The organism is Thermaerobacillus caldiproteolyticus, from assembly GCF_013761245.1.
GTDB classification, from domain to species: Bacteria; Bacillota; Bacilli; order Bacillales; family Anoxybacillaceae; genus Thermaerobacillus; species Thermaerobacillus caldiproteolyticus.
Genome location: NZ_JACDUT010000002.1, coordinates 1 through 12717, shown reverse-complemented (window position 1 = coordinate 12717; position 12717 = coordinate 1). Strand labels below are relative to the sequence as shown.

At 42.4% G+C, this 12717-nt stretch carries 12 protein-coding genes and 1 pseudogene; 12 read left to right on the top strand and 1 reads right to left on the bottom strand.

The window, feature by feature from the left end; all coding sequences use genetic code 11:
* Positions 1-4: 4 nt before the first annotated feature.
* From truB to dapA, 12 genes are all read left to right on the top strand, one after another.
* Positions 5-937, top strand: a complete 933-nt coding sequence (gene truB / locus HNR31_RS03515) for a tRNA pseudouridine(55) synthase TruB (RefSeq protein ID WP_181554885.1) — start codon at positions 5-7, stop codon at positions 935-937.
* A 9-nt stretch (positions 938-946) separates the two neighbouring features.
* Positions 947-1930, top strand: a complete 984-nt coding sequence (gene ribF / locus HNR31_RS03510; protein ID WP_181554884.1) for a bifunctional riboflavin kinase/FAD synthetase — start codon at positions 947-949, stop codon at positions 1928-1930.
* 90 nt (positions 1931-2020) lie between these two features.
* The gene (gene rpsO, locus HNR31_RS03505; RefSeq protein ID WP_181554883.1) at positions 2021-2290 is read left to right on the top strand and encodes a 30S ribosomal protein S15; all 270 of its coding nucleotides are present in this window, start codon (positions 2021-2023) and stop codon (positions 2288-2290) included.
* A 173-nt stretch (positions 2291-2463) separates the two neighbouring features.
* The gene (gene pnp, locus HNR31_RS03500) at positions 2464-4581 is read left to right on the top strand and encodes a polyribonucleotide nucleotidyltransferase (RefSeq protein WP_181554882.1); all 2118 of its coding nucleotides are present in this window, start codon (positions 2464-2466) and stop codon (positions 4579-4581) included.
* A 204-nt stretch (positions 4582-4785) separates the two neighbouring features.
* On the top strand, positions 4786-5709 hold the full coding sequence (locus tag HNR31_RS03495; RefSeq protein WP_181555236.1) for a polysaccharide deacetylase family protein: 924 nt from the start codon (positions 4786-4788) through the stop codon (positions 5707-5709).
* Positions 5710-5722: 13 nt separating this feature from the next.
* Positions 5723-6967 (top strand): M16 family metallopeptidase, encoded by a 1245-nt coding sequence (locus HNR31_RS03490; RefSeq protein WP_181554881.1) that lies wholly within the window; start codon positions 5723-5725, stop codon positions 6965-6967.
* Positions 6968-7149: 182 nt separating this feature from the next.
* Complete coding sequence (locus HNR31_RS03485) at positions 7150-7389, top strand: YlmC/YmxH family sporulation protein (protein WP_181555235.1); 240 nt, start codon at positions 7150-7152, stop codon at positions 7387-7389.
* A 140-nt stretch (positions 7390-7529) separates the two neighbouring features.
* Complete coding sequence (gene dpaA / locus HNR31_RS03480; RefSeq protein ID WP_181555234.1) at positions 7530-8432, top strand: dipicolinic acid synthetase subunit A; 903 nt, start codon at positions 7530-7532, stop codon at positions 8430-8432.
* Entirely contained in the window at positions 8433-9032 is a 600-nt protein-coding gene (locus HNR31_RS03475) for a dipicolinate synthase subunit B (protein ID WP_181554880.1), read from the top strand.
* Positions 9033-9166: 134 nt separating this feature from the next.
* Entirely contained in the window at positions 9167-10213 is a 1047-nt protein-coding gene (gene asd / locus HNR31_RS03470; RefSeq protein WP_181554879.1) for an aspartate-semialdehyde dehydrogenase, read from the top strand.
* 30 nt (positions 10214-10243) lie between these two features.
* Entirely contained in the window at positions 10244-11491 is a 1248-nt protein-coding gene (gene dapG / locus HNR31_RS03465; RefSeq protein WP_181554878.1) for an aspartate kinase, read from the top strand.
* Positions 11492-11496: 5 nt separating this feature from the next.
* Positions 11497-12369: a 4-hydroxy-tetrahydrodipicolinate synthase gene (gene dapA, locus HNR31_RS03460; protein ID WP_181554877.1), complete on the top strand. Its 873-nt coding sequence runs from the start codon at positions 11497-11499 to the stop codon at positions 12367-12369.
* Between the two features lie 68 nt (positions 12370-12437).
* Here dapA and HNR31_RS03455 read toward each other — a convergent pair.
* Positions 12438-12717, bottom strand: a pseudogene (locus HNR31_RS03455) (ISNCY family transposase); the annotation flags it as partial.

The window sequence follows — 12717 nt, the reverse complement described above, 5'->3', positions numbered from 1 at the left end:
ACGAATGGACGGGGTGCTATTGTTACATAAACCAGCAGGAATGACATCGCATGATTGCGTGTTTCGAATTCGCCGCCTGTTAAAGGTGAAAAAGGTTGGTCATACCGGCACGCTTGATCCGGATGTGTCAGGCGTATTGCCGATTTGCATTGGCAAAGCAACAAGAATTGCTGAATTTTTAACGGGGGCAAGCAAAACGTATGAAGGGGAAGTGACATTAGGAGCAGCCACCACAACGGAAGATGCTTCAGGCGAAGTTATCGAGACGAAAAAAGTAGACCGCATCATTCAGCGAAGCGAAATCGAGCACGTCCTAGAACAATTAACGGGGGAAATCGCCCAAACACCGCCCATGTATTCCGCTGTCAAAGTGAATGGAAAAAAATTATATGAATATGCACGCGCTGGAATCGAAGTAGAAAGACCAACACGCATCGTCACCATTCATGAATTAACGTTGCTTGATGAAAGAGAAACATTTTCTGGAGATACCGTTTCGTTTCGATTTCGCGTCACATGTAGCAAAGGAACGTATATTCGTACGTTAGCCGTTATGATTGGGGAACGATTAGGGTATCCAGCACATATGTCGCATTTAGTTCGTACTGCATCTGGCCCGTTCTCTCTAAAAGATTGTATCACCTTTGAAGAAATCGAACAGTACATTGAGCGCGGCGAAATCGAGAAGATTTTGTTACCAATCGAAAAAGCGCTTTTCTATTTGCCGAAATATCAAATTAATGATAAAGTAGCAGGGAAAGTAAAAAACGGAGCTATTTTACCTCTTCCTCATTTGCTACAATCGTTAGAAGGACCAATTGTAGTCATCAATGAACGGAAAGAAGCGCTAGCTCTCTATATCAAACACCCGGCAAAACCTCACCTCATCAAACCGTTAAAAGTGTTTGCTGAGGAAAGAGCGAAAGACAGAAGGTGAACAAGAAACATGGAAACGGTATTCATCTCGCATCCTCATCATATGAAAAGAGAAGACTTCCCACCGACGGTAATGGCGCTAGGCTACTTTGACGGCATCCATCTTGGTCATCAGGAAGTGATCCGAACAGCTGTGAACCTCGCTGCTGAAAAAGGCTATAAAAGTGCGGTGATGACGTTTCACCCGCATCCTTCCGTCGTGTTAGGAAAAAAAGAACAACATATTCACTGCATTACACCATTAAAACAAAAAGAGCAACTGATCGCCCATTTAGGTGTCGATTATTTATATATTGTCGAGTTTACATCTTCATTTGCCGAATTGCTTCCACAACAATTTGTTGATCAATATATTATCGGTTTTCACGTGAAACATGTTGTCGCGGGCTTCGACTTTACTTACGGACGACTTGGCAAAGGGACAATGGAAACATTGCCATTTCACTCCCGCGAGCAATTTACGCAAACTATTGTCCCGAAATTGACACTTAAAGGGGAAAAAATCAGCTCGACCTCTATTCGCCGGCTTCTAAAAAACGGTGCAGTCGAGCAACTCTCGCAGCTGCTAGGCCGCTTTTATGAAGTGGAAGGAACTGTCATTAGCGGAGAAAAGCGTGGAAGAACAATCGGATTTCCCACCGCTAACATTGAGTTAACCGATGATTATCTTTTGCCTGCGCTTGGCGTATATGCGGTCAAAATTAAGATCGGCACGGAAACATTTGAAGGGGTATGCAATGTAGGATATAAGCCAACCTTCCATGAAAAGCAAGAAGGTAGGCCAACAATCGAAGTGCATATTTTTGATTTTGCAAGAGACATTTATGGAGAAATAGTAACCATTGAATGGCATATGCGTCTTCGGAGCGAGCAAAAGTTTTCCAGTGTTGAGCAATTAGTTGCACAAATTAAGAGAGATCAAGCGAACGCACAAGCTTATTTTAAGAATATAGCGGAAAAGACTTGCATTTTGTCACGAAAAGAGGTATTCTAATAAATGTATGTAAAATAACCATTGCTTGGCAAGTCGAGTCACCGACGCTTGCTCGGTAATTGGTGTTTCATAATGAGGAGGTGAACAAGGATGGCATTAACACAAGAACGCAAAAACGAAATCATTAATCAGTTTAAAATTCATGAGACCGACACAGGTTCTCCAGAAGTACAAATCGCTATCCTTACAGAGCAAATCAACAACTTAAATGAACATTTACGCGTTCATAAAAAAGACCATCATTCACGTCGTGGTTTGTTAAAAATGGTCGGTAAGCGCCGTAATTTACTTACGTATTTGCGCAATAAAGACATTACACGTTATCGTGAATTAATTAACAAACTTGGATTACGTCGTTAAGGTAAGAAAAAAGCGGGAGCATTCCCGCTTTTTTGCTAGTTACATAAAGAAATTTCTAGAAATGGTGATCATCCTCATAATTGATAGATTGCTGTACATTCGTCCATACTAAAACCAATGATAATTCTTCGTTGATATTTTTGATTTGTACATAGAGAGGAGTACTCATCTATATGGAGCAAGGAAAACGTGTTTTTTCCATAGATTGGGCGGGACGGCCGCTTGTTGTGGAAATTGGTCAGTTAGCAAAACAAGCGAACGGGGCGGTGTTAGTCCGCTACGGTGATACTGTGGTTTTAAGCACCGCAACCGCGTCCAAAGAGGCGAAAAATGTTGATTTTTTCCCATTAACTGTGAACTATGAAGAACGCCTATATGCAGTCGGGAAAATTCCCGGTGGATTCATTAAGCGCGAAGGTCGTCCGAGCGAGAAAGCAATTTTAGCCAGCCGCCTCATCGACCGACCAATTCGTCCATTGTTTGCGGAAGGGTTTCGCAATGAAGTGCAAATTGTGTCGATGGTCATGAGTGTTGACCAAGACTGCTCACCGGAAATGGCGGCGATGTTCGGTTCGTCGCTTGCCTTAACGATCTCCGACATCCCATTTGAAGGTCCGATTGCTGGAGTAACAGTGGGACGAGTTGATGGAAAATTTGTCATTAATCCATCAGTCGAACAATCGGAAAAAAGCGACATTCATCTTGTTGTCGCGGGAACAAAAGATGCCATTAACATGGTTGAAGCTGGGGCCGATGAAGTTCCAGAAGAAATCATGTTAGAAGCGATTATGTTTGGACATGAAGAAATTAAACGCCTCATCGCATTCCAAGAAGAAATTGCTGCACAAGTCGGCAAAGAAAAAATGGAAGTGGTTCTTTACGAGCTTGACCCTCAGCTTGAAGCAGATATTCGCCAGCTCGCTGAAGAGGATATTAAGCGCGCTGTTCAAGTTCCAGAAAAATTAGCGCGTGAGGCTGCCATTGATGAAGTAAAAGCCAGCGTCGTTGCCAAATATGAAGAACAAGAGGCCGATGAAGAAACGTTAAAACAAGTGAATGAAATTTTACACAAGCTCGTGAAAGAAGAAGTGCGCCGCCTCATTACTGAAGAAAAAATTCGTCCAGACGGTCGCAAAATTGATGAAATTCGTCCGCTTTCATCCGAAGTGGGGCTTTTGCCGCGCACGCACGGATCTGGGTTGTTTACGCGCGGGCAAACACAGGCGCTTAGCGTTTGTACGTTAGGGGCGCTTGGCGATGTGCAAATTTTGGACGGGCTTGGCATTGAAGAGACGAAACGGTTTATGCATCATTACAACTTCCCGCCATTTTCGGTCGGTGAAACGGGAGCGATGCGTGGACCGGGACGTCGCGAAATTGGACACGGAGCATTAGGAGAGCGTGCGTTAGAGCCAGTCATTCCATCAGAAAAAGAGTTTCCATATACGATTCGTCTTGTTTCTGAAGTGTTGGAATCGAACGGTTCGACTTCCCAAGCGAGTATTTGCGCAAGCACCCTAGCGATGATGGATGCAGGTGTGCCAATTAAAGCGCCAGTCGCTGGCATTGCCATGGGACTTGTCAAAAATGGAGACCATTATACGATTTTAACGGACATTCAAGGCATGGAAGACCATCTTGGCGACATGGATTTTAAAGTAGCGGGAACGGCTAAAGGGGTCACTGCCTTACAAATGGACATTAAAATTAAAGGATTATCGCGCGAAATTTTAGAAGAAGCCCTGCAGCAAGCGAAAAAAGGCCGCATGGAAATTTTAAATCATATGTTGCAAACCATTCGCGAGCCGCGCAAAGAACTTTCAAAATATGCTCCGAAAATTTTAACGATGCAAATTAATCCGGATAAAATTCGTGAAGTCATTGGACCAAGCGGTAAGCAAATTAATAAGATTATCGAAGAGACGGGCGTCAAAATCGATATTGAACAAGACGGAACGATCTTCATTTCCTCCGTTAATGAAGAAATGAACCAAAAAGCGAAAAAGATTATTGAAGATATCGTTCGCGAAGTCGAAGTCGGACAAATTTATTTAGGAAAAGTGAAGCGCATTGAAAAATTTGGTGCGTTCGTGGAATTGTTTAACGGAAAAGATGGTCTTGTGCACATTTCCGAGTTAGCGGAAGAGCGCATTGGCAAAGTGGAAGATGTCGTCGCAATCGGTGATGAAATTTTAGTAAAAGTAACGGAAATCGATAAGCAAGGACGCGTCAACTTGTCGCGAAAAGCAGTATTGCGCGAACAAAAAGAACGGAATGAACGGATAAAATGAGGAGCCTCGGAACTTTCCTAGGCTTCTTTGTTATGAGAAAAAGCCGAGCCTTCCTGCTGTAAAGTTGGAGGAATCATCGGCTTTTTTATTTGTCATATCTGTCGGAGCAATAGTTCTATCTTGTCCTCGCCTTACATATTTGTAATAGAAAAGGAGGGGACAGGTGTGAGAGGAAAATATGTTCCATATGTTTCGGTGTTCATTATGCTTTTGTTTGCATTGTCTATTGTCAATCAGCCTGCTATTGATCAATATATTACAAAGTTGCGAGAAAGAAGCGTTGAGGCAGCTAAGCCAAAAGATAAGCTATACATGGAAATTGAAGCAAAAGCAAAAAAATATGAAATTGCTCCGCAAAATGCAGTTATTGATAGAGTATGGAAAGCCATCCCCGGCTACAATGGATTAAAGGTCAATATTAACGACTCTTACCAAAATATGAAAAAAGACGGGACGTTTGATAAGAGCAAGCTGGTGTATGAACAAGTTCCCCCGAAAGTTCATCTAGACGATTTGCCGCCTGCTGCGATTTATCGAGGGCATCCTGAGAAACCGATGGTCACCTTCCTCATTAATGTTGCATGGGGAAATGAATATATCCCGAAAATGCTTGAGATTTTAAAAAAGCATAACGTAAAGGCAACATTTTTTTTGGAAGGACGCTGGGTAAAAAATCATCCTGATATGGCAAAAATGATTGTAGATGCAGGGCAAGAAGTTGGCAATCATTCATACAGTCACCCTGATTTAAAAACAATGAGCAATCAAGCGATTCGCGAACAGCTGGAAAAAACGAATAAAGTCATTGAAGCGACAACAGGAGTCAAATGCAAATGGTTCGCTCCTCCAAGCGGCAGTTACCGCGATGATGTAGTGAAAATTGCCGATGATTTGAACATGAAAACAATTATGTGGAGCGTCGATACAATTGATTGGCAAAAACCGTCTCCATCTGTTATAGTGAAACGGGTAATGTCTAAAATTCATCCGGGCGCGATGGTTTTAATGCACCCTACGTTATCGACGGCTGAGGCACTTGAACCACTCATTGTTTCGATTCAACAAAAAGGATACAAAATCGACAATGTATCTACGCTATTAGATGAAAAAAGAATTGTGAAAAAATAGGAGGAACAAGGCTTTGATTAACAAGTATACATGTCGAAATGGAGTACGAATTGTACTAGAACAAATTCCAACTGTAAGATCCGTAGCGATTGGCGTATGGATCGGAACAGGTTCACGAAACGAAAGTGAACAAAACAATGGAATTTCCCATTTTTTAGAGCATATGTTTTTTAAAGGAACAAAAACGCGAACGGCACGGGAAATTGCTGAAGCATTCGATAGTATTGGCGGTCAAGTAAACGCTTTTACATCGAAAGAATATACATGTTATTATGCTAAAGTGTTAGATGAGCATGCCGAATTCGCTTTGGAAATGTTGGCGGATATGTTCTTCCATTCTACGTTTGTCGATGAAGAACTGCAAAAAGAAAAAAATGTCGTATTAGAAGAAATTAAAATGTACGAAGATACTCCAGATGATATCGTTCATGACTTATTAAGCAAAGCGTGTTACGCGAATCATCCGCTTGGTTATCCGATTTTAGGAACAGAAGAAACATTGCGCACGTTTACGGGAGAGTCACTCCGCAGATATATGGCAGATTACTATACTCCTGATCGAGTGGTAATTTCGGTGGCGGGAAATGTGAAGGAAAGCTTTATAAACCAAATCGAAAAATATTTCGGGGCCTTCACAGCAAAACAACAAACACGCCAGGAACAAGCACCAATATTTCAGCCGCAAAAATTAGCTCGTCAAAAAGATACCGAACAGGCCCATTTATGTATCGGGTTTAACGGATTGCCAGTTGGTCACCCGGATATTTACAGCCTCATTATTTTAAATAACATTTTAGGGGGCAGCATGAGCAGCCGTCTATTCCAAGAAGTTCGCGAACAGCGGGGCTTAGCGTATTCGGTGTTCTCTTACCATTCTTCCTATCAAGATGGGGGATTGCTTGCGATTTATGGGGGAACTGGTAACAACCAGCTAGATCTTTTATTCGAAACAATTCAAGAGACGATTCGCAAATTAAAAGAAGACGGAATTACGGAAAAAGAGCTGCAAAATAGTAAAGAGCAAATGAAAGGAAGCTTAATGCTAAGCTTAGAAAGCACAAACAGCCGCATGAGCCGTAACGGCAAAAACGAATTGTTGCTAGGCCGCCATCGCTCTCTTGATGAAATCATCGAGGAGATTAATAATGTGACGAAAGAAAAAGTGAATGAGCTTGCGCAGCAAATTTTTAGTGAAGACTATGCGCTTGCTTTAATTAGTCCAAGTGGACAATTGCCAAGTGAACTACGTCAGAGCTAACACATATGATTACGCGATTTTCTTCTTATCGATCGGAGAGCCGATATGGGCGAACCTCCGTTTCTGGTAACAGGACAACTGCTCGGTTTGATGTTGGAAAAATGCCTGCTAGAATAACTTGCAGGCATTTTTTTATTGTTTTTTTCTTACAATGGTAAAAAGGGACAAAGGAGGAGCAGATGGTGAGGCTAAGCGAATTAAGCGGAAAAGAAATCGTTGATGTTAGACGTGCGGAACGGCTAGGGGTATTAGGCCAAACCGATTTAGAAATTAACGAGCAGACCGGGCAAATTCAAGCGTTGCTCATTCCAACAGGGAAATGGTTCGGCTTTCGCAAAGAAGGAAACGAAATTCGCGTTCCATGGAAATATATAAAAAAAGTTGGCGCCGATATGATTATCATTGACTTTCCTGATGAATAGAAGTGCAAAAAGCGGTTGCATCTCAAGATGCAACCGCTTTTTCTTTTTTAGGATATTCACCTATATTCTGCCTCTTTCATAAGATGTGAAAGAAAAAGAAGTTGTCAAAACGAGTTTTCGAACAAGAAGGTGAGTTATATATGATGTTGACGGGGATGCATATCGCTATCATTGGTGGAGATGCAAGGCAGTTAGAAGTCATTCGCAAATTAACGGAACTGGATGCGAAATTGACCCTCATTGGTTTCGACCAATTAGCTCATAGTTTTACAGGGGCTACAAAAGCCAGCATTAATGAAGTTGATTTTGTTGATTTAGACGCCATTATTTTGCCCGTTCACGGTACGAATGTAGAAGGAAAAGTGGATACTGTGTTTTCAAACGAACCCATCCCTTTTACGGAAGAAATGTTACTAAAAACTCCGAAACATTGTACGGTCTATTCCGGCATTAGTAACAGTTATTTAGACAGCTTAATGAAAGCCGTTAATCGCAAACATGTGCTGTTATTTGAACGAGATGATGTCGCGATTTATAACTCGATTCCGACGGCAGAAGGAACGATTATGATAGTCATCCAACATACTGATTTTACGATCCACGGGTCCCGTATTGCCGTTCTCGGCTTAGGACGTATTGGAATGACCGTTGCCCGCACGTTTGCGGCATTAGGCGCAAAAGTAAAAGTAGGAGCACGCCGTTCCGAACATATCGCACGAATTACAGAAATGGGACTTCAACCATTTTATTTACAAGATTTAGAAAAAGAAGTAAGAGATATTGATATTTGCATTAATACAATTCCCCATCTCATTGTCACTGCCAGTGTCATTTCGAAGATGCCTGCCCATACATTAATTATCGATTTAGCATCTAAGCCGGGGGGAACCGATTTTCGTTATGCAGAAAAACGCGGAATTAAAGCGTTGCTCGTCCCGGGGCTGCCGGGAGTAGTGGCTCCAAAAACAGCGGGACAAATCATTGCAAATGTTCTTTCTCAATTATTATTTAACGATTTACAAAAAAGAAAGGGGAACTTGTAAATGAGTTTAAAAGGAAAACGAATTGGATTTGGGTTAACCGGGTCGCATTGTACGTATGATGCGGTTATGCCAGAAATCGAAAAGTTAGTGCAAGAAGGAGCGGAAGTATTACCGATTGTCACTCATACAGTAAAAACGACAAATACAAGATTTGGAGACGGAGAAGAGTGGGTCAAAAAACTTGAGGAAATGACAGGGAATGAAATCATTGATACGATCGTCAAAGCAGAGCCGCTCGGTCCGAAAATTCCGCTTGACTGCATGGTCATTGCTCCGTTGACAGGAAACTCTATGAGCAAGTTCGCCAATGCCATGACTGATTCACCGGTATTGATGGCAGCAAAAGCAACGATGCGCAATCATCGTCCTGTTGTTGTGGGCATTTCCACGAACGATGCGTTAGGTTTAAATGGTGTTAACTTAATGCGTTTAATGGCTGCGAAAAATATTTATTTTATCCCGTTTGGTCAAGACGCCCCACATACAAAACCAAATTCGATGGTAGCGAAAATGTCGCTCTTGCGCGATACGGTCATCGCCGCTCTAGAAGGAAAACAACTGCAACCGGTCATCATCGAAAAGTTTCGTGATGAGGATTAATAATAAAAAATCAAACAAAAGAAAATTTATACAGGCATATAAAATTTTTCTCTCCTTTACAATCTAATATGTTAAAATAAAAACTATCAGTTTATACAATGTGATTGAGTGATTAGGTGGAAGGAGAATGAGCGATGGAACAAAGACGTTTTCATGTAGCAGTCGTAGGAGCAACAGGCGCGGTTGGTCAGCAAATGATTCAAACGCTCGAAAATAAAAACTTTCCTGTTGGGACATTAACGTTGTTGTCTTCGGAGCGCTCAGCAGGGAAAAAAGCAACCTTTAAAGGTCAAGAGATCGAAGTGCAAGTAGCGAAACCAGAGAGCTTTGAAGGGGTTGATATTGCGCTGTTTAGCGCTGGCGGCTCTGTATCAAAAGCGCTCGCCCCAGAAGCGGTTAAGCGTGGTGCCATTGTCATTGACAATACAAGCGCGTTCCGCATGGACGAAAACGTGCCACTTGTTGTGCCTGAAGTAAATGAGGAAGACGTAAAATGGCATAATGGCATTATCGCGAACCCAAATTGTTCAACGATTCAAATGGTCGTGGCTCTTGAACCGATTCGCCAAGCATTCGGTTTGAAAAAAGTGATTGTTTCCACGTACCAAGCTGTATCGGGGGCAGGGGCACAAGCGATCGAAGAACTAAAAGCCCAATCAAAAGCGATTCTTAACGGTGAACCGTTCACACCGGAAATTTTACCGGTAAAATCCGACCGCAAGCATTATCAAATTGCATTCAATGCAGTTCCGCAAATTGATAAATTCCAAGATAATGGCTTTACCTTTGAAGAAATCAAAATGATGAACGAAACGAAAAAAATTATGCACATGCCTGAATTACAAATCGCCGCAACATGCGTACGCATTCCGGTGATCACGGGTCATTCTGAATCTGTATACATTGAAATTGAAAAAGAAGGCGTAAGTGCGGAAGACATTAAGAACATATTAAAAAATGCGCCAGGTGTTATTTTGCAAGACGACCCAACTGAACAACTATATCCGATGCCGGCTGATTGTGTTGGAAAAAATGACGTATTTGTCGGCCGAATTCGCAAAGATTTAGATCGTGATGACGCGTTCCACCTATGGATTGTCTCTGATAATTTATTAAAAGGAGCTGCATGGAACTCTGTACAAATTGCAGAAAGTCTCCTAAAATTAGGTCTTGTCAAATAATGAATGATTGAAGAACATCGAGGTGTTAACATGAAAATTATTGTTCAAAAATTTGGCGGCACCTCCGTCCGTGATGAATACGGACGCGATTTTGCACGAAAACATATTGAAAAAGCGCTAGAAGACGGGTATAAAGTAGTTGTTGTCGTCTCAGCGATGGGCCGCAAAGGGGAACCATATGCGACGGATACCTTGCTTAGCTTAATTGGTGGAACGGATACCTATGTCAGTAAGCGAGAGCAAGACTTATTGATGTCTTGCGGAGAAATTATTTCAAGCGTTGTTTTTACGAATCTGCTAAATAAACACGGCATTAAGGCAATTGCGTTTACCGGAGCTCAAGCTGGCTTCCGAACAAACAGCGATTATACAAATGCGAAAATTGTTGAAATGCGTTGTGAACGATTGCTTGAAACGTTAGAAGAATACGATGTTGTCGTTGTCGCCGGCTTCCAAGGAGCAACAAAAGATGGTGATATTACGACGCTTGGTCGCGGTGGTAGCGATACGTCCGCCGCTGCTCTCGGTGCAGCCCTAAATGCAGAGTATGTCGACATCTTTACCGATGTCGAAGGGGTGATGACAGCCGATCCGCGTATTGTTGAAAATGCTCGACCTCTCGATGTCGTTACCTATACAGAAATTTGCAATATGGCGTACCAAGGGGCAAAAGTCATTCATCCGCGCGCTGTAGAAATTGCGATGCAGGCGAAAGTGCCGCTCCGTGTGCGGTCAACGTATTCCGATTCACCGGGAACGCTCGTTACCTCTTCGCTTAAATCGAAGAAAGGAAGCGATGTAAGAGAACGCCTTGTTACTGGTATCGCTCATGTCTCGAATATTACACAAATAAAGGTACAAGCAAAAGAAGGGCATTACGAACTTCAGTCAGATGTGTTCAAAGCGATGGCAAACGAAGGCATCAGCGTTGATTTTATTAATATTTCTCCGCATGGCGTCGTCTATACAGTGGCTGGTGAAATGACAGATCGCGCGATTGGCGCCCTTCACCGCATTGGTTATGAGCCCGTTGTGACAAGAGGGTGTGCAAAAGTGTCAACAGTGGGAGCGGGAATTGCTGGTGTTCCGGGGGTCACTGCTAAAATCGTCACTGCTCTTTCTGAACAAGGCATTCAAATTTTACAATCGGCTGATAGCCATACAACGATTTGGGTATTAGTAAAAGAAGAAGATTTAAAGAAAGCCGTCAACGCATTACATGATGCGTTTCATCTCTCTGAAGAACAATTTGTGAAATACGATTCGAATGAGGAGTGAAAACATTGGTTTCATTCGGTAAAATCGCTACGGCGATGGTAACCCCTTTTGATAATAAAGGCAATATTGATTTTGCGAAAACGACACAGCTTGTCAATTATTTAATTGAAAACGGCACTGATTCGCTCGTTATTGCCGGTACGACAGGAGAATCGCCAACGTTAACGACGGAAGAAAAAGTGGCTCTATTCCGTCACGTTGTTTCTGTCGTCAACGGTCGAGTGCCTGTTATTGCAGGGACGGGAAGCAACAATACGCGCGCATCGATTGAGCTGACAAAAAAGGCAGAAGATGCCGGTGTTGATGCTGTCATGATTGTGGCACCGTATTACAATAAACCGAACCAAGAAGGAATTTACCAGCATTTTAAAGCGATTGCTGAAAGCACGTCACTTCCGATCATGGTGTATAACATTCCTGGCCGTGCCGTTATTAACATTAGTGTGGATACCATTGTTCGCTTAGCAGAAATTCCAAACATTGTTGCCGTTAAAGATGCAAGCGGCAATTTAGATGCGATGACAGAAATTATCGCGCGTACAGATGACGATTTTCTTCTATATAGCGGCGACGATGGCTTGACGCTCCCAGTGATGGCAATCGGAGGAGCAGGAGTGGTCTCTGTTGCATCTCATATTATCGGAAATGAAATGCAAGAAATGATGGCGGCTTTTGAAGCAGGGAACCTTGCTGAAGCAGCAAAATGGCACCAAAGATTGCTCCCGATTATGAAAGGTTTATTTGCTGCACCTAGTCCTGCTCCAGTCAAAACCGCATTACAACTAAAAGGATTAGATGTTGGTTCTGTACGTTTGCCGCTTGTTCCATTAACAGAACAAGAGCGCGTGCAATTGATGAAGCTATTAAACATGCTATAAGTGATCGCGACCAATCCGCTCGCAAAGGCGGATTGGTCTTTTTTATAAAGATTGATGGTGTTGCAAAACTAGAGTAAAAACTCAAAATCGTGCATAATAATGCATAATTGTACATGCAGTAAATAGCGATGAAACCCATACCAACGTGGCTGTTCTAGTCCATCATTCTTTAATTGATTGAATGTCTGCTCAATCGAGTTACGGAAACGAAACAACCACTTTCCGAATTCTGTTTTCAAAAACGAAGGAATCCCCCGGCCGTAGGCATCTTTTCGTTCATCACCATTTCGAGGATTAATCGGTGAAACGAAAAAGATCCCTGTTTGTTCCGCCATTTGACGGACTTTT

Excerpts from the sequence above, each read along its gene's own strand:
- truB (WP_181554885.1), top strand. The coding sequence starts at position 5 with ATGGACGGGGTGCTATTGTTACATAAACCAGCAGGAATGACATCGCAT.
- ribF (WP_181554884.1), top strand. The coding sequence starts at position 947 with ATGGAAACGGTATTCATCTCGCATCCTCATCATATGAAAAGAGAAGAC.
- rpsO (WP_181554883.1), top strand. The coding sequence starts at position 2,021 with ATGGCATTAACACAAGAACGCAAAAACGAAATCATTAATCAGTTTAAA.
- pnp (WP_181554882.1), top strand. The coding sequence starts at position 2,464 with ATGGAGCAAGGAAAACGTGTTTTTTCCATAGATTGGGCGGGACGGCCG.
- HNR31_RS03495 (WP_181555236.1), top strand. The coding sequence starts at position 4,786 with ATGCTTTTGTTTGCATTGTCTATTGTCAATCAGCCTGCTATTGATCAA.
- dpaA (WP_181555234.1), top strand. The coding sequence starts at position 7,530 with ATGATGTTGACGGGGATGCATATCGCTATCATTGGTGGAGATGCAAGG.
- HNR31_RS03475 (WP_181554880.1), top strand. The coding sequence starts at position 8,433 with ATGAGTTTAAAAGGAAAACGAATTGGATTTGGGTTAACCGGGTCGCAT.
- asd (WP_181554879.1), top strand. The coding sequence starts at position 9,167 with ATGGAACAAAGACGTTTTCATGTAGCAGTCGTAGGAGCAACAGGCGCG.
- dapG (WP_181554878.1), top strand. The coding sequence starts at position 10,244 with ATGAAAATTATTGTTCAAAAATTTGGCGGCACCTCCGTCCGTGATGAA.